Origin of the sequence: Hydrocarboniclastica marina, from assembly GCF_004851605.1 — a bacterium.
Lineage (GTDB): Bacteria > Pseudomonadota > Gammaproteobacteria > Pseudomonadales > Oleiphilaceae > Hydrocarboniclastica > Hydrocarboniclastica marina.
Genome location: NZ_CP031093.1, coordinates 695,349 through 720,558, shown reverse-complemented (window position 1 = coordinate 720,558; position 25,210 = coordinate 695,349). Strand labels below are relative to the sequence as shown.

At 58.8% G+C, this 25,210-nt stretch carries 17 protein-coding genes and 1 riboswitch; of the genes, 8 read left to right on the top strand and 9 right to left on the bottom strand.

The features are described from left to right. Positions 1 to 72 precede the first annotated feature (72 nt). The 4 genes from soil367_RS03300 to glpK all read left to right on the top strand — a co-directional run bounded on the left by soil367_RS03300 (position 73) and on the right by glpK (position 7,627). The gene (locus soil367_RS03300) at positions 73 to 1,437 is read left to right on the top strand and encodes an efflux RND transporter periplasmic adaptor subunit (protein ID WP_136546862.1); all 1,365 of its coding nucleotides are present in this window, start codon (positions 73 to 75) and stop codon (positions 1,435 to 1,437) included. Beyond that, a complete protein-coding gene (locus soil367_RS03295; protein ID WP_136546860.1) occupies positions 1,434 to 4,568 on the top strand; it encodes an efflux RND transporter permease subunit in 3,135 nt (1,044 codons plus the stop codon). Before soil367_RS03300 ends, soil367_RS03295 begins: the two co-directional genes overlap by 4 nt. 135 nt (positions 4,569 to 4,703) lie before the next feature. After that, complete coding sequence (locus soil367_RS03290; protein ID WP_136546858.1) at positions 4,704 to 5,936, top strand: DUF445 domain-containing protein; 1,233 nt, start codon at positions 4,704 to 4,706, stop codon at positions 5,934 to 5,936. Between the two features lie 185 nt (positions 5,937 to 6,121). Continuing rightward, entirely contained in the window at positions 6,122 to 7,627 is a 1,506-nt protein-coding gene (glpK, locus tag soil367_RS03285) for a glycerol kinase GlpK (protein ID WP_136546856.1), read from the top strand. A 22-nt stretch (positions 7,628 to 7,649) separates the two neighbouring features. On the opposite strand, the gene soil367_RS03280 is transcribed toward glpK, so the two are convergent. Beyond that, entirely contained in the window at positions 7,650 to 8,951 is a 1,302-nt protein-coding gene (locus tag soil367_RS03280; protein WP_136546854.1) for a YihY/virulence factor BrkB family protein, read from the bottom strand. Positions 8,952 to 9,081: 130 nt separating this feature from the next. Further along, complete coding sequence (locus tag soil367_RS03275) at positions 9,082 to 10,017, bottom strand: D-2-hydroxyacid dehydrogenase (RefSeq protein WP_136546852.1); 936 nt, start codon at positions 10,015 to 10,017, stop codon at positions 9,082 to 9,084. Positions 10,018 to 10,486: 469 nt separating this feature from the next. Here soil367_RS03275 and soil367_RS03270 point away from each other — a divergent pair, with 469 nt between their 5' ends. From soil367_RS03270 to soil367_RS03260, 3 genes are all read left to right on the top strand, one after another. Beyond that, positions 10,487 to 12,409 (top strand): PrkA family serine protein kinase, encoded by a 1,923-nt coding sequence (locus soil367_RS03270; protein WP_136546850.1) that lies wholly within the window; start codon positions 10,487 to 10,489, stop codon positions 12,407 to 12,409. Positions 12,410 to 12,534: 125 nt separating this feature from the next. After that, positions 12,535 to 13,824, top strand: coding sequence for a YeaH/YhbH family protein (locus soil367_RS03265; protein ID WP_246065596.1), 1,290 nt, complete (start codon positions 12,535 to 12,537; stop codon positions 13,822 to 13,824). Continuing rightward, positions 13,821 to 15,362, top strand: a complete 1,542-nt coding sequence (locus tag soil367_RS03260) for a SpoVR family protein (RefSeq protein WP_136546845.1) — start codon at positions 13,821 to 13,823, stop codon at positions 15,360 to 15,362. Before soil367_RS03265 ends, soil367_RS03260 begins: the two co-directional genes overlap by 4 nt. 54 nt (positions 15,363 to 15,416) lie before the next feature. Here soil367_RS03260 and soil367_RS03255 read toward each other — a convergent pair whose 3' ends face one another. From soil367_RS03255 to thiC, 6 genes are all read right to left on the bottom strand, one after another. After that, the gene (locus soil367_RS03255; RefSeq protein ID WP_172962251.1) at positions 15,417 to 16,853 is read right to left on the bottom strand and encodes an exonuclease domain-containing protein; all 1,437 of its coding nucleotides are present in this window, start codon (positions 16,851 to 16,853) and stop codon (positions 15,417 to 15,419) included. Between the two features lie 160 nt (positions 16,854 to 17,013). Further along, entirely contained in the window at positions 17,014 to 17,400 is a 387-nt protein-coding gene (gene gcvH, locus soil367_RS03250) for a glycine cleavage system protein GcvH (protein ID WP_136546841.1), read from the bottom strand. A gap of 124 nt (positions 17,401 to 17,524) precedes the next feature. Continuing rightward, entirely contained in the window at positions 17,525 to 18,325 is an 801-nt protein-coding gene (gene cpdA / locus soil367_RS03245; RefSeq protein WP_136546839.1) for a 3',5'-cyclic-AMP phosphodiesterase, read from the bottom strand. Positions 18,326 to 18,650: 325 nt separating this feature from the next. Beyond that, positions 18,651 to 19,118 carry a DUF1249 domain-containing protein gene (locus soil367_RS03240; protein ID WP_136546837.1) on the bottom strand — a complete coding sequence of 156 codons (468 nt, stop codon included), beginning with the start codon at positions 19,116 to 19,118 and terminating at the stop codon, positions 18,651 to 18,653. Beyond that, a complete protein-coding gene (locus soil367_RS03235; protein WP_216642766.1) occupies positions 19,115 to 19,750 on the bottom strand; it encodes an NUDIX domain-containing protein in 636 nt (211 codons plus the stop codon). The genes soil367_RS03240 and soil367_RS03235 overlap by 4 nt, the downstream gene beginning before the upstream one ends. Positions 19,751 to 19,901: 151 nt before the next feature. Further along, positions 19,902 to 21,779, bottom strand: coding sequence for a phosphomethylpyrimidine synthase ThiC (gene thiC, locus soil367_RS03230; protein ID WP_136546835.1), 1,878 nt, complete (start codon positions 21,777 to 21,779; stop codon positions 19,902 to 19,904). Between the two features lie 175 nt (positions 21,780 to 21,954). After that, positions 21,955 to 22,139: riboswitch (TPP riboswitch) on the bottom strand. A gap of 232 nt (positions 22,140 to 22,371) precedes the next feature. Here thiC and soil367_RS03225 point away from each other — a divergent pair. Further along, the gene (locus tag soil367_RS03225) at positions 22,372 to 23,772 is read left to right on the top strand and encodes a TolC family outer membrane protein (protein ID WP_136546833.1); all 1,401 of its coding nucleotides are present in this window, start codon (positions 22,372 to 22,374) and stop codon (positions 23,770 to 23,772) included. Between the two features lie 67 nt (positions 23,773 to 23,839). Here soil367_RS03225 and waaA read toward each other — a convergent pair whose 3' ends face one another. Beyond that, on the bottom strand, positions 23,840 to 25,102 hold the full coding sequence (gene waaA / locus soil367_RS03220) for a lipid IV(A) 3-deoxy-D-manno-octulosonic acid transferase (protein WP_136546831.1): 1,263 nt from the start codon (positions 25,100 to 25,102) through the stop codon (positions 23,840 to 23,842). Positions 25,103 to 25,210 lie beyond the last annotated feature (108 nt).

Genomic DNA, 25,210 nt, shown 5'->3' with positions numbered 1-25,210 from the left:
GCTCTGGTATTCAAGGCCGATTTCAGATTTGATACAGGGCGAAACTCATCTATTTCCGGATCCGGTCGCCCCATGGCTGTTAACTCTTCTGCGCGCTCAGCGCTGACCACCGCCGCCAAACATCTCATTAGAAGCCCGGCCATCTTGATTCTGGCAGTGACGGTACTGATCATTGCCGCACTGATGCTGCTACGTCCACAAGCGCCACGGGTTCCCGCTGAGGAGCAGTCATTCCCCGTGCAGGTCCGGCAGGTAGTGCTGCAGGATATTAACCCCCAGTTGCGTCTGTTGGGTCAGGTAGAGTCGCCGCGGGTTTCGACGCTGACCGCCAGCATCAATGCGGAGGTGCTCAGTGTTCCGGCGCTGGAAGGCGCGCGAATTCCCGCAGGCGATTTGCTCGTAGGGCTCGATCCACAGGATGCCGAGCTCCGTTTACGTCAGGCCCAGGCTGAACTCTCAAATCTGGAGGCTCAGCGCCTGCAGGAGCAGAACCGTGCCCGGTTTGACCGGGAAACCCTGGCCCAACAGGAAGCACTGGTCGGGGCCGCCCAGCGCACAGTAGAGCGCGAGCAACGCCTGCGTGATTCCAACCTCACATCTGAAGCCCGGCTTGACGACGCCCGTGCCAGCCTGGCCAGAGCGGAGCTGAATCTGATTAGCCAACGCCTGGTGATAGCCAACAAGGAAGCTCGCCTTGAGGCGCTTGAATCTCAGCGGGCCCGTGCCGAGGCACTGCGGGACCAGGCTCGGCTCGACCTGGACCGGGCCAGCGTCGAGGCCCCTTTTGACGCTGTCGTTACGGCAGTGCAGGTCAGTCCCGGTGAGCGGGTGCGCCCAGGCGATCCGTTGGTTACGGTCTATCCAGGCAGTGCACTGCAAGTACGTGCACAGGTGCCACAGCGCTGGCTCGGGATAATCCGGAGCGCGCTGGCTGATTCCGGGCAGTTGCAGGCTTTCAGCACTATCGGCAATGAGCGGCACCTGTTTGCGCTGGCGCGCCTTTCGGGACAGGTAAACCCGGGCGCCGGTGGGGTCGATGCGCTCTTTCGACCCACACAGACTACGCCGGATACGAGCCTGGTACTGGGACAGACCCTCGATATCATTCTCGAACTACCCGTTGCAGAAGATGTTATTGCCGTGCCTGTTGCGGCACTCTACGGCACCCGTCAGATGTTTAAAGTCGTGGACGGGCGCCTCGCCAGCGTGCAGGTGGAGATCCTGGGCGACCGCTACGCCACAACCGGTCAGCAGCTGCTGGTGCGATCTGATGCTCTAGGCACCGGGGACCAGGTCGTGACCACGCAGATTCCCAACGCAGTTGAAGGACTCAAGGTCGAGTTGCGCCAGACCGATGTTGACGCGCAGGACGACGCCACAAGCTCATCTGAAGAAAAAGACAACGCCCTCAGCGACACGCGGAAGTCATTGCCATGACCGCTGAACGCAATGACTTGCTGGGGCGCTTTGCCCGCCACAAGGTGGGCGCCAACCTGCTGATGGTCATGTTGCTGTTGGGCGGTTTTGTGGCTCTGGCCGAGCTTAATCGCCAGTTTTTTCCCACATTCGCGACCGATTTCGTCACCGTGCGAGTCGTCTGGCCCGGCGCCAGTGCCGAAGATGTTGAGCGTTCGATCACGATCCCACTGGAGCAGGAGTTCCGCAGCCTCGACCACGTCAAGGAAATGCGCTCGACCTCGAGCCAGGGCATCAGCTCCATTGTGATCGAGTACGAGCAGAACACCGATATGGGCATTGCCCTGGATCAGGTCAACGAGTCCGTCTCCCTGGTGCGTAATCTGCCCCCCGATGCCGAGCGCCCCGAAGTCAGCAAGTTTATCCGCAACGAAGATATCGCCACGCTGATCCTCACAGGGGCTCAGCGGTTGGAGAATCTGCGCCCCCTGGCCCACCGTTTCGAGGCCGAACTTCTCGACCGGGGCATTGCCAAAGTCAACTTCATAGGGCTACCCGAGCGGGAGATCGCCATTGAGGTGCCCTCAAGCCAAATAGCGGCTCTGGGTCGGTCGCTGCCCCAACTCGGCCAGCTCATTCAGGAACAGAGCCAGGATATTGCAGCCGGTACCGTAGGCGAGGAAGACTCCGCGCGCGAAATCCGGGGCCTTGAGCGCAAGCGCTCAGCCCGGGAATTCGCCGAGTTGCAGTTGCTGACGACCGGCGACGGCCGGCGTCTGCGCCTGGACGACATTGCCACGGTAACGCCGCGAAACCGCGAAGATGCAGCAGAGATTTTTTATCAGGGTCAGCCCGCGGTTTTGATGCAGTTGCAGCGTACCGAAAATTCGGATGCGCTCGACGCAGCAGATATCATGAACGACTGGCTGCTGGAAACCCGGCCAACCTTGGCTGAAGGCTTGCAGTTAGTGCCATTCAACGAACAGTACGAGCTCATCGAGGATCGTATTGACCTGCTGATCAAGAATGGCGCGTCCGGGCTGGTGCTGGTCATCGCCATTCTTTTCATTTTTCTCAATGGCCGGGTTGCGTTCTGGGTGACAGCCGGGATTCCGGTCGCGCTGATGGGGTCTCTGGCAGTGCTATGGCTGGCCGGTGGCTCGATTAACATGATCAGCCTGTTCGCGCTGATCATGGCGTTGGGCATCATCGTCGACGACGCCATCGTCGTCGCCGAGGATGCGATGACGCATTACGAACAGGGCGAGCACTCGCTCGAGGCCGCCGAAGGGGGGGCACGGCGTATGCTGGTGCCGGTGATGGCCTCGTCCATGACAACCATTGCCGCTTTCCTGCCCCTGTTACTGATCAGCGGAATCATTGGCGAGATTCTGCGCGACATTCCCTTTGTCGTCATCTGCGTCATCATTGCCTCTCTGGTCGAGGCCTTCCTGATTCTGCCGGGCCACCTGCGGGGAAGCTTTCACCGGCACCACCATAAACCGCCCAGCGCCGTACGGCTTAAACTCGACAACGGGTTCAATCGCTTCCGGGACCAAGTCTTTCGACCGTTGGCAGCATGGACGCTGGCCCACCGCGGAACAACGGTCGTGGCAACAGTATGCGCGCTGGCCCTGAGTATCGCGCTGGTCGTTTCAGGGGTCAGCCAGTTCACCTTTTTTCCGTCGCCGGAAGGCTCCAACATGGTCGCAAGCGTACGCTTCGCAGCCGGCACTCCGCCGTCCCGTGTGGCCGAATTTGGCCAACGCATGGAGGACACACTGTGGGAGCTCGAGCGCGAACTCGGGGACGGCCAGGACCTCATCAAAGTCGCGTTGCTGCGGCTGAACCAGGGATCATTCAATGGCGGCCAGAGCATCGAGCGTGGTCAACAGTATGCCATGGTTGCGGTCGAGCTGGTGGCACCGGACGACCGCAACGCCAGCAACAAGGACGTCGCCGAAGCCTGGCGCGATGCCCTGCGCCTGCCGGCGGGCGTGGAGCAACTATCCATCACCGAGCCCGACGGCGGGCCGCCGGGCCGGCCGATCGATATACTTATCACAGGCGCCGAGCCGGAGGTGCTCAAACGAGCGGCTGAGGACGTCAAGGCCGCGCTTGCGGAGTTTACTGGTGTTACCGATATCCTCGACGACCTGCCCTGGGGTCGGCAGCAGTTCGTCTTCAAACTCACGCCGATGGCCCAGAGCCTCGGCATGAGTGTCGAGGATGTCGGCCGACAGATGCGCGCGGCTTTGGATGGCCAACTGCTGCAGGTCTTCTATGACGCGTACGATGAAATCGAGGTCCGGATCCTGCTGCCACAGGCGGAACGCGACGCCCAGCGCGTGCTGGAGTCTTTGCCGCTGATTACCCCAACTGGCGCTGTCGCGCCATTGGCTAACCTGGTTGAGCTGGAGTCACGCCGTGGTCTGGCCGTGCTGCGCCACAGTGACGGCCGCATGGGCGTGCGTGTTACGGCGGACGTCAACACTGAGATAACCAACGCCAATACCATTATTGATGAACTTCGACGCAGCGTCCTGCCCGACATTTCAGGGCAGTATGGCGTTACGACGGACTTCAAGGGCCGCGCCGAGGACCAGGATCAGACCTTGGGAGACATGAAGACCGGCGCGCTAATGGGGCTGGCCCTCATCTACATCATTTTAGCCTGGGTTTTCGGCTCGTATACCTGGCCGCTGGCGGTGATGCTCGCGATCCCCTTTGGCCTGATCGGCGCTATCAGCGGCCATGCCCTGCTGGGCATAGACCTGACTGTGCTGTCGCTGTTCGGTATGTTTGGGCTCTCAGGCATCGTGATAAACGATTCGATTATCCTTGTTACCCACTACAAGGTCTTGCGCGAGCGCGGTGCTGGTATCGACGAAGCGCTGCTGGAAACCGCCTGTCAACGGTTACGTGCGGTCTTGCTGACCTCGCTGACCACGATCGGCGGCCTGACACCGCTACTTTTTGAAACTTCGGTCCAGGCTCAGTTCCTGATTCCCATGGCGGCCAGTATTTCCTTTGGGCTTGCGGTAGGAACAGTGCTGATTCTGCTCGTGATCCCTGTGCTGTTATCCTTGATTGAGGATGCCACCCGCTGGTGGAATCTCCAGATACAAGCACGAAGCCGGCCTCAACCATAAACCCCGTAAGCTCAGCAGGCCATTGGCGAGCCCGACTTCAACGGAGGGGTTGAGTAACAGACTCAAGCAAGCCAGCACCAACACAGCAGCGGAAAAGCATACCCGACAGCCACAACAAAACAGGCAGGCGCGTGAATGTGGGAAATCCTTAGCGACCCTCGGCTCTGGCAGTATTTAAGTATTCCAGTCGTGGCGGCACTGATAGGTCTTGTCACCAACTGGCTGGCCATCAAGATGACGTTCTACCCGATCGAGTTTATCGGCAAACGTCCATGGTTAGGCTGGCAGGGGATCATTCCATCGAAGGCGCGAAAAATGGCCACCATCAGCGTGGACGCGACGCTGTCCCGCCTCGGTACCGTTGAGGAGATATTCCAGGAGATTAACCCGCGCCTGCTCGCTGAGTATCTGGTCGAGGCCCTCGACCCGCGGCTTGAAGAGTATGTCGATGAAGTGATGCTTATCGAACATCCCACCCTCTGGGAGAACATGCCAGCCATGGCGCGGGCGATGATCGTCCAGCGCGTACGCGATTCTCTGCCTGCGCGCGTCAATGCCATGGTGGCTGACATCAGCGCCAACATCGACGAGCTGCTGGACCTGCAGGAGCTGGTAATTGATCAGCTTGGGAAGGACAAGGCACTGTTAAACCGGGTATTCGAGGAATGCGGCGACCGCGAATTTCGCTTCATCATTAAATCCGGCCTGTACTTCGGCTTCGGTTTCGGTCTGATCCAGATGGCGGCCTGGTACTTTTTTCAGCCCTGGTGGATCCTTCCGCTCTTCGGTCTGATGGTAGGCTGGGGTACAAATTGGCTGGCGCTGAACATCATTTTCCGCCCTTTGAAACCGATCAAAGTCGGGCCTTTCATCATCCAGGGGCTTTTCCTGAAACGGCAACCCGAGGTTGCTGCCGCGTTCTGTCACATTGTCACCCATGAAGTTCTTACCGTCGGCAACATCGTCCGCGCCATGCTGGACGGTGAAAACGGCGATTGGGCGCGCAGCCTTATCCGTAAGCACATCAAGCCTTTGGTCGATGAAACCACGCTGTTTCCCAAACCCTTCACGCAGGTTGCGCTTGGCGCGCGCGGATTTGCTGATATCAAGACTCAACTGGGGGAGTTGGCGATCGACCTTGCGCGGGAAATTTTCGATGACCCGGCGTTCGAGCAGGGTCGGGCCCGGGCAATAGAGAAAGTCATGCGCGAGCGGATGGAAAAGTTGCCGTCACCCGAGTTCCAGGATCTGCTAAGGCCGTGTTTTCAGGAAGATGAGAACAAACTGATCCTGATCGGCGCTGCAATGGGGTATCTCGCCGGCCTGGCTCAACTGGTACTGGTTTTCGGCGAGCAGTTCTGGAACTGACATGTGCCGGAGCATATGCACCGGACAGGCCGGGTAGAATCTCGTTCGAAGGCCTCGCAACCTTGTTCATAACCTGAATCGCTCACCTCAATCTCTAACCTAACAACAGCTATTCCCGAAGCTGACAACAACTAACCCTAACCTAACAACAACTAATCCCTAACCTAACAACAGGGACCGGAATCATGTCGAAGCTCATCCTTGCGATAGATCAGGGCACCACCAGTTCCCGCGCAATGCTGTTCTCATCCTCTGGCCAGGTCGTCGGGGCAGCCCAGGAAGAATTTCCCCAGCACTTCCCTGACGATGGCTGGGTTGAGCATGCCCCCGAAGATCTATGGCAAACCGTCTTGCGCACCGCCCGTCAAGTGTTGGCTGATACTGGCACCGCCCCGGGCGACGTTGCAGCGATCGGCATCACCAACCAGCGCGAGACCACCCTGGTCTGGGACGCCACCAGCGGCGAGCCGATCTACCCGGCCATAGTCTGGCAGGACAGGCGCACGGAGACACTCTGCATTGAGTTACGCGAACAGGGCCATGAGCCTGACATCAACCAGCGTACTGGGCTGCTGATCGACCCGTATTTTTCTGCCACCAAACTTCGATGGATCCTCAACCATGTGCCTGGCGCCCAGGCCCGGGCCGAGCGCGGTGAATTACGATTCGGCACCGTCGATAGTTTCCTGTTGTGGAGGCTGACCGGTGGCAAGGTCCATCGCACCGACGCCACCAACGCTTCCCGTACTCTGCTCTTTAATATTCACAATCAAGCCTGGGATCCGCAGCTGCTGGCGCTTTTCAATATCCCTGAAGCGATGCTGCCGGAGGTATGCGACTCGGCGGCGGACTTTGGCCATACCCTCCCCGAACTGCTAGGTGCCGCTATCCCCGTGCTCGGCATCGCCGGCGACCAGCAGGCCGCGCTGTTTGGTCAGACCTGCTTCCGCCCCGGCATGGCCAAGAGCACCTATGGCACCGGTTGTTTTCTCGTACTCAACACCGGTGACCAGGTGCTGCGTTCCCATAATCGGCTGCTCTCCACCGTGGCCTATCGACTCAAAGGCAAGACGACCTATGCCCTCGAAGGCAGTATCTTTGTCGCTGGCGCAACGATCCAGTGGCTGCGGGATGGGCTGCACCTGATCGCAAAGGCTGGCGAAACCGAAAGCCTGGCCGCGCAGACACCCCTCGACCATGGGGTCTACATGGTGCCTGCATTCACTGGCCTGGGTGCACCTTACTGGGATGCCAGTGCCCGAGGGGCGATTTTTGGGCTCACCCGGGACACCGGAATCAAGGAGATTGTGACTGCAGGGCTACAGTCTGTCTGTTTTCAGACCAAAGACCTGCAAAAAGCTATGGAGCGCGACGGTGTCCGGCCTACCAGCTTGCGGGTAGATGGGGGAATGGTGGTAAACAACTGGGTGCTGCAGTTCCTGGCGGACATTCTGGGCGGCACTGTGGACCGCCCGGAAATCATTGAGACAACAGCGTTGGGGGCCGCCTACCTCGCAGGTTTGCAAGCTGGCATCTTCGCATCCCTCGAAGCTCTGGAAGAACTCTGGCAAAGCGACCGGCGGTTTGAGCCTGAGATGAGCAAGACACGCAGGGACGGTTTCTATGCCGGTTGGCAAAACGCCATTCGCGGGGTCCAGAGCCTTGGGTGCAGCAAGAGCGCCAGCAACTAGTGTCCCGCCCGCTGCTGCGCCGCTAGCGTACCAGCTCGGCGAGGGTTTTCTGCAAAGGTTCTGCCTGGAGCTGCTGGGTATCCGGAACGCTCAAATCGGGCAGGCGGCGCACCAATCCATCTTCATCGGCGCGGGTCGCCGCCAGAACTTCGGCGATGGTTATCTGGTCCAATGAACGCCCTGGCACGAGCTGGTCGCCTTTGACCCCGGCAAGTGAAAGGATACCGCGGCGCAGCAGCTTGTCGCTGACCTTGCGGGTGATTTCCCCGGGAATACGCAGCCGCTCTTCCAGCCATTCCTGCTGTGGCGCCCTTTCCCCGCGGTCGAACGCGCGTCCGACCATGCACATCAAACCCAAAGCAACCCGTTCTTCGAGCTCCGGAGAGCTGCGCGGCTCGCGTCGCCTGGCGATGCTGGAGGGGTGCTGGTTGTAGAAAGCAATACTCGACCCTACCAGCAGGATAAGCCAGGAAACATAAAGCCAGATCAACAGGATAATGCCGATGGCAAAGCTTGAGTAAATGGCCTCGTAGCGGGCGGTGCCCACAACAAAAGTCGCGAATAGAACCCCACCGCCCTGCCACAGCACGCCCGCGATCACGCCGCCCAGCAAAGCACTGCCCAGCTTAACCTGGGTGTTCGGAATAAAAACGTAGACGAACGTGAAGGCCACCACGACCAGCAGAAAAGGCATGAGCTTGCTGAGTATGACGAACAAGCTGCCAAGCGGCTCGATCGCCAGCAGGCTCTGCACAAAGTCAGAGGAAAAAACGGTCGCCGAGACCCCGATGGCCGAGACCATCAGCAGTGGGCCGATCATAATGACGCTGAGATAATTGCTGAAACGCTGGGCCACCGAGCGTATGTCTGGCACGCGCCAGATCATGTTGAAAGATACCTCGATTTTCTGAACCAGCGACACTACGGTGTACACCAGCACCGCGAGGCCGACTGAACCCAGCACGCCCACCTTCACATTATCGACAAAATTCAGAACCTGCTCCGCGATCTCTGGTCCACGGTCGCCCAGTGGCTCGAAGAACTGATAGACGAACGGGGTGAGACGTTCATGGACGTCCATGGCCTTGAGAACCGAGAAACTCAGCGCGAGCAACGGCACGATCGAGAGAAGCGTGGTATAGACCAGGCTCATGGCATGGAGTGTCAGGATGCCGTTGGCTACATCCCGGATTACCGCGTAGCCGATCCGTGCGGCCCGGTGCAACCCGGAGACCCAGCGAGAACGGTGCGGTGCCTCGTACTTGGGGGACAGAACCCAGTTTTCTGCGTCCCGGAGGCGCTTGTTGACGTCGAATGACAGCACGTTATTTCCTGATTAACCCATGGCCAGCGTCGGGTATCGGCCACCCGCCTGGTACTCAACACCGGCCCGAAAAGTTGGTACCCCGGAGAACGAGGCACGAAGATTCATCCCCAGCCCTGCAGAACCCCTTTCAGTCGGCAGCATCCTGCGTGAACCTGTGCAGGTTTTCCGCGGTCAGCGCCACGATTCGCTCGCGTGCCTCCCGTGTACCCCAGGCGCAGTGGGGCGTCACGATGAGATTGGGAATGTCATCCGCCAGCAGGGGGTTACCATTGCGCGGCGGCTCTTCACTCAGTACATCGACCCCCGCACCTGCAATCCAGCCGTTTCGCAGGGCCTCAGCCAGAGCTGCTTCGTCAACAATGCCGCCCCGGGCCGTATTGATGACAAACGCAGTCTCGGGCAGGGCACGCAGGGCCTCACGATCGATCAGATTACGGGTCTCCTCACTGAGCAGGCAGTTCACGGACAACACGTCGACCTGAGGCAACAGCGTCTTCAGGGGTATACGGTCCGGAGTTAGCTGACCGGATCGTGCCGCAACCAGAACGTTCATGCCGAAAGCCTTCGCCGCGGCTGCGACGCCTTGCCCAAGATCGCCGTAGCCAACAATACCGATTGTCTTCCCGGCCAGTTCCCGCATGGGATGATCCAGGAGGCAGAACATATCGCTTTGCGCCCAGCGGCCCTGCCTGACGTCCCCATCATAGCGCAACAGGTTGTTCGCGAGCGCAAACAGTAAAGTAAAGGTGTGCTGCACTATAGAAGGGCGGGCATAGCCTGAGACGTTTTTAACCTGAATATCCCTGGCGGCCGCGGCTTCCAGATCGATGTTATTGAGCCCGGTTGCCGTCACAGCAACAAGCTTGAGATCAGGGGCCGCACTAAAATGGCGCTCGTCGAGCACGACCTTGTTTACCAGCGCGATCTCCCTGCCCTGCAAGCGCTCAGTCACCTGCTCCGGGCTGGTCATTTCCCAGCAAGTCAGCTCGTCGACTGCCTCGGCAAGCGGTTGCAGACTGATGTCCATGCCCATGGTTCGGGTATCCAGAAAAACAGCTCTCACCAAGCTCTTCCTGTTCAGTTGAAATTATTGCTCTGCGTTCGCGCAAGGTGCGCACTGCGCACCATCTTGGCCCCAGAATAACTGGTGCGCAGTGCGCACCCTACCCCAGCTGATTGTGCCACGGCGGCTCTCTGCAAACATGCACGATTCCAGGCCTTGCCGCAAACCCGGCGCACCACTGCAGACAACACGGGAGAAAATCAGCCTTGGTTGGTCAACCGCGGGAACCGTCACATTTTAGGTCTATCCAAGCTTGGGAGCCTGGACTATGCTGAATTCAACAGCCACTTTTAACTACGGCGTGGACATACCGCTCCCAACAGAGATTAGCCGGGTCTGGTATGACCGTTGCATCGTAAATCCCGGGATTGGGCATTCGCTGTTCCTGAGCGTCACCCCGGCACCGGCAACCGAATTTGAGGTTTTTACCCGTGAAGTAAAGTATTAGACGCGACGCAAGGGGGCTTTGATGAGCATTCTGCAGCAATACAAGAACCGCTATGACACCTTTCAGGAAGAAGAATTCAGCCTGGAGGAATATCTCGAACTCTGCAAAAAAGACCCATCCACCTATGCTACCGCGGCCGAGAGAATGCTACTCGCGATCGGTGAGCCGGAACGCATAGACACCTCCCGGGATTCCCGGCTGTCCCGCATCTTCTCCAACAAGGTGATCAGACGCTACCCGGAATTTGCCGAGTTCTACGGCATGGAAGAAGCGGTTGAAAATATCGTCTCGTTCTTCCGCCACGCCGCCCAGGGCCTGGAAGAGAAGAAGCAGATACTTTACCTGCTGGGGCCTGTCGGCGGTGGCAAGTCTTCGCTGGCAGAAAAGCTCAAGTACCTGATGCAGAAAATCCCCTTCTACGCGATCAAAGGCTCACCCGTAAACGAGTCGCCGTTGGGTCTGTTCGACCCCACCGAAGACGGCGCCATTCTGGAAGAAGACTACGGCATTCCCCGGCGCTACCTGAAGCCGATCATGTCGCCCTGGGCAGTCAAGCGCCTGCACGAGTTTGGCGGTGACATCTCCCAGTTCCGCGTCATCAAGCGCTACCCTTCCATTCTCGACCAGGTAGCGATTTCCAAGACTGAACCAGGCGACGACAATAACCAGGACATCTCGGCTCTGGTAGGCAAGGTCAACATCCGCATGCTGGAAGAGTATTCCCAGGATGACCCGGACTCCTACAGCTTCAGCGGCGGACTCAACCGCGCGAACCAGGGCCTGCTGGAGTTTGTCGAGATGTTCAAGGCGCCGATCAAGGTGCTCCACCCCCTGCTGACGGCGACTCAGGAAGGCAACTACAACACCACCGAGGGCATGGGTTCGGTACCGTTCGACGGCGTGATCCTGGCCCACTCCAACGAGTCGGAATGGCAGACCTTCCGTAACAACAAACACAACGAGGCGTTCCTCGACCGCGTGTATATCGTCAAGGTGCCCTACTGCCTGCGTCTGTCAGAAGAGATCGAGATCTACAAGAAGCTGCTGCGGGAGAGCTCCCTTGCCGGCGCGCCCTGTGCCCCGGACACCCTCGGGATGCTGGCGCAGTTCTCGGTGCTGTCCCGGATCAAGGAGCCGGAAAACTCCAGCATCTTCTCCAAGATGAAGGTTTACGACGGCCAGAACATCAAGGACACGGACCCCAAGGCCAAATCGATCCAGGAGTACCGCGACGCGGCAGGTGTCAACGAGGGCATGGAAGGCCTGTCGACGCGTTTCTCCTTCAAGATCCTGTCGAAAGTATTCAACTTCGATAACAGCGAGATCGCCGCCAACCCCGTGCACCTGCTGTATGTGCTGGAAAAACAGATCGAGCAGGAACAGTTCCAGGCGGAAACCCAGGAGCGCTACCTCCGCTTTATCAAGGAATACCTGGCGCCCCACTATGTTGAGTTCATCGGCAAGGAAATCCAGACAGCTTACTTGGAATCCTACTCGGAGTATGGCCAGAACCTGTTTGATCGCTACGTGACCTATGCGGACTTCTGGATCCAGGATCAGGAATACCGCGATCCGGAAACCGGTGAAATTCTCGACCGCGGCGCCATCAACGACGAACTGGAGAAAATCGAGAAGCCGGCGGGTATCAGCAACCCCAAGGATTTCCGCAACGAAGTGGTCAATTTTGTCCTGCGGGCGCGGGCCAACAATGAGGGCCGTAATCCGTCGTGGCTCAGCTACGAGAAACTGCGCAGCGTGATCGAGAAGAAGATGTTCTCAAATACGGAAGATCTGCTACCCGTTATCTCGTTCAACCCGAAGGCGTCTCAGGAAGACCAGAAGAAGCACAAGCAGTTCGTCGACCGCATGATCGACCGCGGCTATACCGAGAAGCAGGTCCGCCTGTTGGCGGAATGGTACCTGCGGGTTCGCAAGTCCCAGTAATGATTACTGGCGACGGTCTTCGTCCCGGCTGATACCGGGCAAGGCCTGCGGACTTGTCACTCTCTGCGTTGGTGAGCGCAATGGCCACCGGCGCAGTAACGGTTACCAGGAGTTCTGTTATGGGTTTGACCCATGTCATCGATCGTCGGCTGAACGGCAAGAACAAGAGCGCCGTCAACCGCGAACGTTTTCTGCGCCGCTACCGCAAGCACATCAAGAAAGCGGTGGCGGAAGCCGTGCAGAAACGCTCGATCACCAATATCGAGCAAGGCGAAAACATCAGTATCCCCAGCCGGGACCTGAAGGAGCCCATCTTCCACCATGGCCGCGGCGGCAAACGGGAGATGGTCCACCCCGGCAACAAGGAGTTTATCGCCGGCGACCGGCTGCCCAAACCGCCCTCCGGCAGTGGCGGAGGCACCGGCGACGGGCAGGCCAGCGATCAGGGCGAGGGCATGGATGAGTTTGTCTTCCAGATTACCCAGGATGAGTTCCTGGAGTTCCTGTTTGATGACCTGGCTTTGCCGAACCTGGCCCGGAAGAAGCTCAAGGATACCGAGACGTTCAAGTACGTACGCGCCGGTTACTCGACCCAGGGGACCCCGGCCAAGCTTAATGTAGTGCGTTCGCTGCGGGGCGCCTACGGCAGGCGGTTAAGCCTGGGGGGTTCGCGCCGCCGTAAGATCCGCGAACTGGAAGCGCAGTTGGCCGAGTTGCAAGCTGCGCCTGACGTGCCGGATCCGGCTTTCAGCAAGAAAGACCAGATCCAGGCGCTGGAGGAAGAAATCGCCGCCCTCAAAAGCCGCGTCAAGCGCATACCGTGGATCGACGAGATTGACCTCCGCTACAACCAGCACCTGAAACAACCGCAACCCGCGACAAGCGCGGTCATGTTCTGCCTGATGGACGTCTCGGGCTCCATGAGCCAGATGCACAAGGATATCGCCAAGCGTTTCTTTATCCTGCTGTACCTGTTCCTGAAGAAAAACTACCAGCGCATCGACGTCGTCTTTATCCGCCACCACACCAGCGCCAAGGAGGTGGATGAGGAAGAATTCTTTTATTCCCGCGAGACAGGCGGAACCATCGTCTCAAGCGCCCTGAAGCTGATGCAGCAGATTATCGAGGCGCGGTATTCACCGGCCGAATGGAATATCTACGCGGCCCAGGCGTCCGATGGCGACAACTGGAACGATGATTCTCCCGTTTGCGGCAAGATACTGTCCGAGCAGATCCTGCCGCTGGTGCAGTACTACTCCTACGTAGAGATAACGCCCCAGGATCACCAGATGCTGTGGTATGAATACGAAAAACTGCAGCAGGCGCACCCGGAATCTTTCGCGATGCAGCAGATTGCCGACGCGGCGGACATTTATCCGGTGTTCCGTCAGCTGTTCGAGAGGAAAGCCGCATGAGCAAACCGATTTCGACGGGGTCGGAGTGGACCTTTGACCTGATCCAGCAGTACGACAATGAAATAGCCAAACTCGCGAAAGAATTCGGCCTGGACACCTATCCGAACCAGATCGAAGTAATCAGCGCCGAACAGATGATGGACGCCTACAGCTCGGTGGGCATGCCGGTGGGCTACAACCACTGGTCGTTCGGCAAACAGTTCCTCAACACGTCCAAGCAATACCAGCGCGGCCAGATGGGCCTGGCCTATGAAATCGTGATCAACTCAGACCCCTGCATCGCCTACCTCATGGAAGAAAACACCATGATGATGCAGGCGCTGGTGATCGCCCATGCCAGCTATGGCCACAATTCGTTCTTCAAAGGCAATTACCTGTTCCGCACCTGGACCGATGCCAGCGCGATCATCGATTACCTGGTATTTGCCCGCAAGTACGTGTCTGAATGCGAGGAGCGACACGGCGTAGATGCTGTGGAAGAGATCCTCGACTCCTGCCACGCCATCATGAATTACGGCGTTGACCGCTATAAGCGCCCGGCGCCTATCTCGGCTGCGGAAGAGCGGCGCCGCCAGAAAGAGCGCGAAGAGTATCTGCAGAGCCAGCTCAACGACATCTGGCGGACCATTCCAACCTTTGGCAAAGGCGATGAACCCGAGAGTCGCCGCCAGCGTTATCCGGTCGACCCCCAGGAGAACCTCCTCTATTTCATCGAAAAGAACGCGCCCTTACTGGAGCCCTGGGAACGCGAACTGGTCCGTATCGTTCGCAAGCTGGCACAGTATTTTTATCCCCAGCGCCAGACCCAGGTGATGAACGAGGGTTGGGCCTCATTCTGGCACTACACCCTAATCAATGCATTGTATGACAAGGGCCTTGTGACGGAAGGCTTCATCATGGAGTTCCTCCAGAGCCATACCGCCGTTATCTACCAGCCCTCCTTCGATAGCCCCTGGTACTCGGGCATCAACCCGTACACCCTGGGATTTGCGATCTATTCCGATCTGCGCCGCATCTGCGAAGCACCAACGGACGAGGACAGGCACTGGTTCCCGGATATTGCCGGTGGTGACTGGGTAGAAGTCCTGCATTTCGCCATGAAGAACTTCAAAGATGAGAGCTTCATCCTGCAGTTCCTCTCTCCCAAGGTGATCCGCGACCTCAAGCTTTTCGCCATTGCCGATGACGATCAGGAGCCGACCTACAACGTCAGCGCCATTCATGACGAGGCGGGGTACCGGCTGATCCGGGAGAAGCTGGCGCGGCAGTATAACCTGAGCTATCGGGAGCCCAACATTCAGGTGTGGAACGTGGATATCCGGGGCGATCGCTCGCTCACGCTGAGACATATACCGATCGACCGAGTACCCCTGGGTGACGACAGCGACGAAGTACTGCGTCACGTGCACCGTCTCTGGGGCTTCGATGTGCATCTGGAAAGCAGGGACGACGAGAGCCTGCTGGCGACATATCACTGTCCGCCACGGCGGGAGAGTGAAGATCTGGAGGAGCTGGAGGACCGCATCGGTAACGCCTGATCGTCTGGCCCGCAGTTCAGTCCTCGGGTAACAGTTCAGTCCTCGAGTAAAAGCTCAGTCCTCGGGTAACAGAACCTCCGGAGTCCCGAGTTCGCCCGGCAGGGGGAATATCTCCAGCCCGGGCGCTGGCTTCAGCAAGGCTTTCATAATGAGCTTGTAAGAGTCAGCGTCCAGGGTAATCGTGTGGCCGGCCCCTTCAATGGCCTGTAATTCGGCGCCACTTTGCACTGTTGTAACGTGCAGCCAGTTGTAGATGACGTGAATGTCGGTCCGGCCGCTCTTGGGATTGCGCTCACTAGCCCCTACCATCCCCGGCCAGGGCCAGGTCTTCAGCCGAAGGTTATGGAACGCTATCTGCATTCGCAGGTTATAGCGTGTTACATCCTCGAGCCCTTCACAGGCGCCCTGGCAGCGCCCCAGCCGCCGCTGAAAGCACGGCCCTTCGCCGGGGGGCTCAAGGCCCAGCAACCGGTTACAGAGCTCGTTCTTCTGGGCGATTCCCGTCAGTGCCTTGAGCGCCTCGCGTTTGGCGCGGAACAAGCCAAAATACTGACCCAACTGCAGCGGATCAAACTCCCAGGCGAGACGGGCACGCAGGTAGCCATTCGCATCGGGCTCAAGCGCGATACTCAACAAACGTTTGGCTGCACGCGAACGCTGGTTGTAGATGGGGTTCAGGTTTTTTATCTGTTTCAGTTCGAGCAGGAGCGCGCCCAGCTCTCCGGCGGTTTCGGTCCATTCCACCCGACGCAGACTCTGGGACATGCGAACACCGCGTCCGGAATTGTGGTCGCCTGAGAAATGACTGCTGACCCGGTTGTGGATATTCACGCTCTTGCCCACGTAGAGCAGTGCGTCGTTCTCACCGTAGAAGCGGTAAACGCCGGGGACCGATGGAACCGTGGCCAGCATTTCGCTTTCGAGATGGGACGGTACGCTGGGCGTACGCAGGAGCTTCTTCAACGCGGCAGAGAACGACTCGTCCCCGTGCTCGGCCCGGGCCAGCTCGAAAAAAGCCTGCATCGACTGCACATCGCCCATGGCCCGGTGGCGCTCCACCGAAACCAGGCCGTGGCGAGCTATAAGCGCATCCATACCGTGCCGGTGGTGCTGCGGATAAAGCAGCCGCGACAGTTTGACGGTGCAGAGAACTCTGGCCGAAAAAACCTCCTGCAGGCGCCGAAATTCGCCTTTGACGAAGCCGTAATCAAACCGCGCGTTGTGCGCAACAAACACGGCCCCTTGCAGTTTCTCCCGCAGCATTTCACCGACCTGAGCGAAAACCGGTGCGTCTGCCACCATACTGTCGCTGATGCCGGTCAGGCTCTGGATAAACGGAGAAATGCGAGTTTCCGGGTTCACCAGTGTCTGCCACTCGTCTACAACCTCGCCATTACGCCACAGACGCAGGCCAATTTCGGTTATCCGGTCCCAGGCAGCGTTGCCACCGGTCGTTTCGAGATCGATAAAAGCAAAGGTTGTGTCGTGCATGGGCTCCGGCAATTCGATCGGTACTGTAGAGACTGGATAAGATCCCGACTTAGAACAGCCCGGGCGAGAAAGTTCCCGGGCCAATCCGAACGCTGTGGAGAAAATCTGGTAGCGCCACGGCAGCTGCCGGAACTGGATGGCTGCTACGAAAGCGGGACGGCTATTTTGCGGGAAGCAGTTCGCTGTATGACTCGGCGGTTAACAGGTCGGCAGGGAGGGTGGCCCCGTCCAGACGCAGCTTGAACAACCAACCGTCCTGATACGGTGATTCATTGACGATTTCGGGCGAATCCTCCAGGGCGCCGTTGATGTCGACGACTTCGCCACTGACGGGGCTGTAGATATCTGAGGCGGACTTGACTGACTCAACGCCCCCGGCTTCTTCCGCCGCTGTTACCTGATCTCCGACCTCGGGCAGCTCCACGTAAACGACATCCCCCAGCTGCTCCTGGGCGAAATCGGTAATTCCAACCGTGGCGATGTCGCCTTCAAGACGAACCCACTGATGCGTCGCGTTGTATCTCAGATCGCCCGGTACCTTACTCATAGGAAGTCTCCAACAGAAAAACGATTTAACTGCGCCTGCGGTTGCCCTGCTTCAGAAGCGAGGAAGCGGTTCAGAGTCAGGGCCGCATTGTAGCGGAAAGGACGCCACGGCGGGATGGGCAGGGTCAGTAGCCACCGCTGTTCATATCCACTTCGAACTCGATGTGATCAGCGCGAACCACGCCGGTTTCAATTCTGCCGTCCGGATGCAGTTCGAGCCAGCGATACCCCGGCGACTCCCGACCGACGCCGAACTCCCGGGATCGCGGCTCGAACTGGATGCAGGTCGAGGGCGCCGCGAGTAGCCTGACATCGCCGCGGCGCTGGTCCATCTCCTGGTGGACATGGCCCCAGACGACACCGCGAACCTGAGGGTAGCGGTCAATCGTCGCGAAAAAGGCCTCGCGGTTGCGCAGGCCAATGGGGTTAAGCCACTGACAATCGGTATCGATGGGATGATGGTGAAAGGCAATCAGCGCAAATTTATCGGGCGTAGCTTCGAGCGTGCGATTGAGCAGACTCAGTTCCTTGGGGCGCAGGAATCCATGCACTTTCCCTGGCACGGCGGAGTTGAGGAAAATAAGCTGCCAAGGGCCCGAGGCGAAGGTTTTCTCCAGCGCTCCTCGGCTGCCTGCGACTTCCAGCATGGCCGGAAAATTGTCATGGTTGCCTGCAAACCAGAAGACCGGGCAGGAAAACACGCTCATTTTGTCCTGGAAGTACCGATACGCTTCTACTGATCCGTCCTGACCGATGTCGCCAGTTGCGAGCACCAGATCCGGCTCGGGATAATTCTGTTTCACCAGCTCCAGAACTGAGTCGAAACTGGCACGCGTATCCATTCCCAGCAGCGACGAGTGCCCCGTGCGGCCAAGATGACAGTCAGTAATCTGAAGTATTCGCAGGGCGCGCCCCGAAGTGTTCATGTGGTGTCCTGGCCGGATAATCCGTCTGCTTACGGAAGCCAGCGGCGGCGCTGGACCGGGCGTTGACCCACCGGCGTGGCTTTGTTTTACATCAGCGTGTGTCGGCGATCGCCAGCATTTCAGGCCCAAGGCCTGGGTATCTACCAGAGCACATCCTGTGCGGAATCCTCAGTCAGGGCTCTCGCAAAAGGCTGACGATGACAGATCGACCAATAGGTTAGCGATTCCCTGCCCCGATTTCTTTCATTAACATCACATCTTTAAGCCGAAGTTGCACTGGCTCGTGCTTATGTGAACGCACCCGCACCAGCTGAGACCACATGTCTCAGAGCGCAGGCCCAGCACCAGCCGCCCAGAGCGGCTCACTGTCGGGGACATGCCCGTGACGCAGGCAGAACCCCAGCCAGTCTGCGAGAAAAGCGTTAATCTGCACTTTCTCATCAGGATGATGCATATACCGGTTGGGGTAGTCACTCACTGGCTCGATCCGGTGGTGCCGGAAACAGCTGATCACCTCAACCATACGTGCGTCATGGTAGCGCCGCACAGTCATACGGGGGTTATTGAGCCATCGCCCCGCATTATGCAGTTGCTCCAACAGCCAGGTATCGGTGTAGCGCGACTGCTGAATCCGGCGGAAGCAGACTTTACCCAGATACCTGTCGCCATTGCGCAGTTCGAACTCCAGAGCCGCGTCACCCTGCCCCAGACGGGTCAGTTGCTCCATGCGATGATAATTGCCCTCGCACAGCGCGCCGAGGCGCGACAGATCAGGAACATATTGCCTTCTCATTGGCCCAGCCACTTCTGCCTGAGCGCCGACCGATGGGCCGCGAACCACTGTAAGGTGATCAGGGCGGCGGCATTGTTGACCCGAGTGGTGCCGATCAGGTCAATAGCCTGCTGGGCGGGCATGACATGGACGCGGATATCTTCGTTCTCTTCATCCAGCCCATGAATTCCCCCGGCACCCGCGGCGTCGACTCGCCCGCAGTAAAGATGGACGAATTCATCGCTGCCACCCGGGGAGACGAGATAACTCAATACCGGCTCAACCTCGCCCAATGTCAGCCCGGCCTCCTCCTCGGCCTCGCGTCTGGCCACCTCGACCGGGTCCTCGTCCTTGTCGTGAATACCCGCGACTAGTTCCAGCAACCAGGGCGCCTGCTCTCTACCCAGGGCGCCGGCGCGGAACTGCTCAATCAGGACGACCTCATCCCGATCCGGATCGTAAGGCAGCACACACGTGGCGTCGGGCCGGATGAACAGTTCACGCTGGAAGACCGGGCTCCAGTCGCCGCGAAAAAGCCGATGCCGCAGTGAAAGCCGCTCGACTTTGAAGAAGCCTTCAAAGACCGCCTCCCGCTTGCTGACATCGACGTCACCATGGGTCATCTGGCGTTGGTTCAGAGTTTCATCGGTCATAGACTCTCCGGAACTGTGTTCCCGTCATTATAGACTAGTGCCCCACGCGGCTGTTCCGGTAACCTTCCGGGCCCCGGTCCACCGCGTCTTTCCCTGAGGCGAAAACCCCTCGAAACAACGCATGGGACACGGGGCCATGCAAACTGACGAGCTATACCTTATGGTAAAGTTCACTGCCAGTCTGGCGGAACTCGCCTGCCTTGGCGGCCATGCCCTCGCTCACCGCCTCCTGTGTTTCCAGCCCGTGATCACGCGCGTACTCCCGGACCTCCTGGGTTATCTTCATGGAGCAGAACTTGGGGCCACACATGGAGCAGAAGTGGGCCACTTTGGCAGAGTCCTTGGGCAAGGTCTCGTCGTGATAGGCCCTCGCGGTATCGGGGTCGAGCCCCAGGTTGAACTGGTCTTCCCAGCGAAACTCGAAACGCGCCTTGGACATGGCATCATCACGAATCTGGGCGCCCGGGTGCCCTTTGGCCAGATCCGCCGCATGAGCAGCGATTTTATAGGTGATGATGCCCGTTTTTACATCGTCTTTGTTAGGCAGGCCCAAATGCTCTTTGGGCGTGACGTAGCAGAGCATGGCGCAACCATACCAGCCGATCATGGCGGCGCCAATGCCCGAGGTAATGTGATCGTAACCCGGCGCGATATCCGTGGTCAGGGGCCCGAGCGTATAGAAAGGCGCCTCGCCGCACTCGCGCAGCTGCTTGTCCATGTTCTCCTTGATGAGGTGCATGGGCACGTGGCCCGGGCCTTCAATCATCACCTGTACGTCATGCTTCCAGGCGATCTTCGTGAGCTCACCCAGGGTTTCGAGTTCGCCGAACTGCGCTGCATCGTTTGCATCCGCGATAGACCCGGGCCTCAGGCCATCGCCGAGGCTGAACGAAACATCGTAAGCCTTCATTATTTCGCAGATGTCTTCGAAATGGGTGTAAAGGAAGCTCTCCTGATGATGTGCGAGACACCATTTGGCCATGATGCTCCCGCCCCGGGAGACGATACCGGTAACGCGTGACGCCGTCATCGGTACATAGGCCAGACGAACGCCAGCGTGGATCGTAAAGTAATCCACCCCCTGCTCGGCCTGCTCTATCAGCGTATCGCGGAAAATTTCCCAGGAAAGATCTTCAGCCACGCCGCCGACCTTTTCGAGCGCCTGGTAGATCGGCACCGTACCAATGGGCACGGGTGAGTTACGAATCAGCCACTCTCGGGTCTCATGGATATTCTTGCCGGTCGACAGATCCATGATCGTGTCAGCCCCCCAGCGGGTGCCCCACGTGAGCTTTGCGACTTCCTCTTCGATGGATGAAGTGACGGCAGAGTTCCCGATATTTCCGTTGATTTTCACCAGAAAATTCCGGCCGATGATCATAGGCTCTATTTCAGGGTGATTGATATTGGCGGGTATGATGGCACGGCCCCTCGCTACCTCATCGCGCACGAACTCTGGCGTAATCTCAGCGGGAATGCTCGCCCCGAAGGACTCTCCCGGATGCTGGCGCTCCAGCAATCCCTGAGCCTTTGCCTCCTGCAGCTTGAGGTTCTCCCTGATCGCAATAAATTCCATCTCTGGCGTGATGATGCCGCGACGGGCGTAGTGCATCTGACTGACATTACTGCCCGCGCGCGCCTTGCGTGGGGCGTTGAAATGGCCGAAGCGCAGAGGGTCAAGCGCGGGATCGCTCAGCCGCCTCCGGCTGTAGTCGGAACTGAACCCCGCCAGCTGTTCCGTGTCGCCCCGTTCTTCAATCCAGGTTTTACGTAGCGGGGGCAGACCTTTGCGCAGGTCGACGCGGGCACTTGGATCAGAGTATGGACCAGACGTGTCATAGACCATCACTGGCGGATTCTCTTCGCCACCCAGCTCGGTCGCCGTGCGCGATTGACGGATTGCACGCATGGGTACCCGGACATCGGGCCGGGAGCCCGTTACATAGATTTTCTCAGAATTGGGCAAAGGCTGTATGGACGCATCGTCGACCGCAGCAGCGTCGCTTAAGTAGGTCGGTAATGTAGTCATGGTGTGTTCCTAAGGAGAGAATGAATTTACCAGCCAGACGAATATATTCGTTGGCGACGGCCTCTCTTGCGGGCAGGAACGGGCGTGTTCGCAGAACTGGAAGGGGTTCACTACGGCATACGGTGGTTAACTGAACTGATTTCCGCGACTTCATGGACACGTGAACCTATCGCACCGAACACCCTATCTCGAATCCCTACGCCGGTATTAACCGGATCAGGTCTGCGGGTTCTGCCGTGGCCTCTGGCCGGCGAAACTCTTCAATTGAGCTTCGCCATCCAAAGGCACTCGCAATCTCAGCCGGTACCGCATGGTCGTTCTACAACCAGAATCGCGGTCCCAGCACCCCGTCAAGACAACGCCGAGTCTAGCAGCGGATCAGCCAGCTGCCTATGGCCTCACATCAGTCACTTGCCGAGTGCACTGTTGGGATTTAGTCTCAACACGGCTAGAGATTGAGTGTCTATTTGTCCATAATGGGTCAATTTTCGCGCGGGCCTACCGAAATCAGGGCTTCTCCTGGGCCAGCGCCTCGCCTCGCACACCGCAGTACAGGTCGCGGGCACCCCGGCATTTACATTTCGAGGTTTTCATGAAAAAGCGCCTTCTGGTTAGCCTGGTCGCAGCCTTATCAGCTACTTCCGCCAGTGCGGTAGACCTGCTAACGGTTTACGAGCAATCCCTGGCCTACGATTCCGAACTGGCCGCAGATCGGGCCTCCTACACGGCCCAGTTGGCGGCATCCGACCAGGTTCGAGCGCTGCTGCTACCCCAACTCAACGCCTACGGCGAGGCAGCGATCACCGAGCAGGACGCAGAGGGTGCTGAAAGAGACGGGTTCAGCACGTTTGGGTTCGGCCTGGAACTGACGCAGCCGCTTTTCCGTGCCAGCAGCTACTTCGACTACAGGGCTTCGCAGAAGCAGAGCCTGCAGGCAGAGGCGGAGCTCTCACTGGCCCAGCAGGAGCTCATCCTTAATGTTGCCAACGCTTACTTCAATGTCTTGAGGGCGCAGGACATCCTTGACGCCGCCCGGTCAGCTGAGGCGGCTGTCAAACGTCAGTTTGAACAATCAGAAGAGCGCTACGATGTCGGTCTGATCGCGGTGACTGAAGTTCTCGAAGCCCAGGCGGCCTACGATGATGTAAAAACCCAGCGCATTACGGCGGAAAGTGATCTGGACATTGCGTCCGAATCCCTCGCGCGACTGACCGGCCAGTATCACGGCCGTCTCGACAAACTGGAACAGGACTTCCCGATAGTGCCGCCGCAGCCGGCAGACCCTTCGGCCTGGGCCGAGGTTGCGCTGGCCCAGAACTGGCAGATCAAGGCAGCTCAGTTTCAGACCGAGGTTCAGGAAAAATTCCACGACTCGGCCCGCGCTGGTCATTTGCCGACCCTGGACCTGACGGCAAACCTGTCGAGCAATAAAGTCAATGGGGCCGCCTCACAACTGAACCGCGACCAGGACGGCGCCACCATTGGCCTGAGGCTAAATGTTCCGCTTTACAGCGGTGGCGGGACACAGGCGGCGGTTCGTCGTACCGACGCACTTGTCGAGCAGTCGGAAGCTATTCTCGAGACGACGCGCCGCAACGTCGCGCTGGACACCCGTAGCCTGTTTCGCAGTATTACCACCAATATCCAGAGCATAAGTTCGTTGCGCCAGAGCATTATTTCCCGGCGCAGTGCGCTTGACGCCACCCGCGCAGGCTATCGGGTCGGCACACGCAACATCGTCGAGGTGCTGGATGCCGAGCGGCAGTTCTATCTCGCCCTGAGCAATTTTGCCAATGCACGCTACGACTATGTGCTCAATACGCTGAGCCTGAAACAGGCAGCCGGCACGCTAAGTCCGCTGGACGTGCGAGAACTTAACCGCTGGGTCAGCGCTTCGGCACCCGGGATTGAGGCCTTGGCCCAGCAGGTACAGGAAGAAGCCGAATCAGTCGAACCCAGCCAGGCGCGCCCAGGTGGTGCGCGGCGCAGGTAACGGCTAACCGACTGCTCCAGACGGTGCCAGACCGTGCGCGTCGCACACGGTCTGGCCTCAACGACTGCTATGGATCTATCCGTGCTTCGATGCCCTGGAGCAGCCGCTGGAGCGCCCCCTGGTTAGCCTCAAGAACCGCTGCGCCGTTAGTCCCGATAGTCTCGCGGTAGCGCCTGTCACCGAGCAGCTTGACCAGATGTTGTTCGAGCTCCTTACTTGAAGCTATGCGAACAAGCCCGCCGCCTTCGTCCAACCGTTCGAAAACATCAATAAAATTGAAAACATGGGGGCCAGTCAGGACCGGGATTCCCCACGCAGCTGCCTCCAGCGGATTGTGCCCGCCCCGCGTGATGAGCGAGCCGCCTATGAACGCAGCGTCAGCAACCCCGAACAGCATCAGCAATTCACCCATAGTGTCGCCCAGGTACACCTGCGCGGTGCATGCGGAGTCTTCGCGGGAGCGCCGGGCCAAACTGTACCCTTCTTCTTTCACCAGACGTGCAACGGAACGGAAGCGCTCGGGGTGCCTGGGCACAAGGATCATAAGTGCTTCTGGCCAGCGCTGGAGCACGGCATGGTGGACACGCAGCAACTGCTCATCCTCCCCCTCGTGGGTACTGGCTGCGATCCAGACGGGGCGGGTTTCGCCCAACTGGGTTCGCAACGCACGGCTTTGCTGCCGAACGGTTTCCGAAACAGTGATGTCAAATTTGACGCTGCCCGTAACCGCGACCGCATCCGGTCTCGCGCCTACGTCGATATAGCGCCGTGCGTCAGCTTCAGCCTGGGCCGCAACCCAGTCGAGCTGGGCAAAAAGGGCACGCGAAAGCCAACTGACCCGGCGATAGCCCCGGGCAGAACGCTCGGAAAGTCGGGCATTTGCAACAATGACCGGCGTTCCAGCCGCCTTGGTACGGGTGATGATGTTGGGCCAGAGTTCGGTTTCCATCACAATAAGTACCCGTGGCCGGACCCGCTCCAGAAACCGTGCGATAGCACCAGGGTAGTCATAGGGCACATATGCATAGTCGACGCTATCGCCAAAGAGCGCCTGGGCACGTTCGCGACCGGTATGGGTCATCGCGGTCACAAGAATACATGCCTGCGGATGACGCGCCCGGAGCGCTTTCACCAGCGGTGCCGCGGCGATCGTCTCTCCCACTGAAACGGCGTGGACCCAAAGGACGGGGTGACTGGAGCACCTGACGTAGCCCAGCCGCTCGCGCCAGTGCTGGCGTAGCACTGGATCATGCCGGCTTCGCCACCAGAGCTTGAATAGCACAAACGGAAGCGCCAGGCAGATCAGCAGTGAATAGACAAACAACGCCATCAACAGATCCTTTCGGGGCGGCTCATACTGGAAAACAGGGACAATTCTACCAAAGCCCGGCCACTTATGAGCGCAGACTGAGGCCAAGCACTGCTCCAAACTGATAAA

Excerpts from the sequence above, each read along its gene's own strand:
- soil367_RS03255 (WP_172962251.1), bottom strand. The coding sequence starts at position 16,853 with ATGCACGACACAACCTTTGCTTTTATCGATCTCGAAACGACCGGTGGC.
- waaA (WP_136546831.1), bottom strand. The coding sequence starts at position 25,102 with ATGGCGTTGTTTGTCTATTCACTGCTGATCTGCCTGGCGCTTCCGTTT.
- glpK (WP_136546856.1), top strand. The coding sequence starts at position 6,122 with ATGTCGAAGCTCATCCTTGCGATAGATCAGGGCACCACCAGTTCCCGC.
- soil367_RS03295 (WP_136546860.1), top strand. The coding sequence starts at position 1,434 with ATGACCGCTGAACGCAATGACTTGCTGGGGCGCTTTGCCCGCCACAAG.
- soil367_RS03300 (WP_136546862.1), top strand. The coding sequence starts at position 73 with ATGGCTGTTAACTCTTCTGCGCGCTCAGCGCTGACCACCGCCGCCAAA.
- soil367_RS03235 (WP_216642766.1), bottom strand. The coding sequence starts at position 19,750 with ATGACCGATGAAACTCTGAACCAACGCCAGATGACCCATGGTGACGTC.
- cpdA (WP_136546839.1), bottom strand. The coding sequence starts at position 18,325 with ATGAACACTTCGGGGCGCGCCCTGCGAATACTTCAGATTACTGACTGT.
- gcvH (WP_136546841.1), bottom strand. The coding sequence starts at position 17,400 with ATGAGTAAGGTACCGGGCGATCTGAGATACAACGCGACGCATCAGTGG.
- soil367_RS03260 (WP_136546845.1), top strand. The coding sequence starts at position 13,821 with ATGAGCAAACCGATTTCGACGGGGTCGGAGTGGACCTTTGACCTGATC.
- soil367_RS03240 (WP_136546837.1), bottom strand. The coding sequence starts at position 19,118 with ATGAGAAGGCAATATGTTCCTGATCTGTCGCGCCTCGGCGCGCTGTGC.
- soil367_RS03270 (WP_136546850.1), top strand. The coding sequence starts at position 10,487 with ATGAGCATTCTGCAGCAATACAAGAACCGCTATGACACCTTTCAGGAA.
- soil367_RS03225 (WP_136546833.1), top strand. The coding sequence starts at position 22,372 with ATGAAAAAGCGCCTTCTGGTTAGCCTGGTCGCAGCCTTATCAGCTACT.
- soil367_RS03290 (WP_136546858.1), top strand. The coding sequence starts at position 4,704 with ATGTGGGAAATCCTTAGCGACCCTCGGCTCTGGCAGTATTTAAGTATT.
- thiC (WP_136546835.1), bottom strand. The coding sequence starts at position 21,779 with ATGACTACATTACCGACCTACTTAAGCGACGCTGCTGCGGTCGACGAT.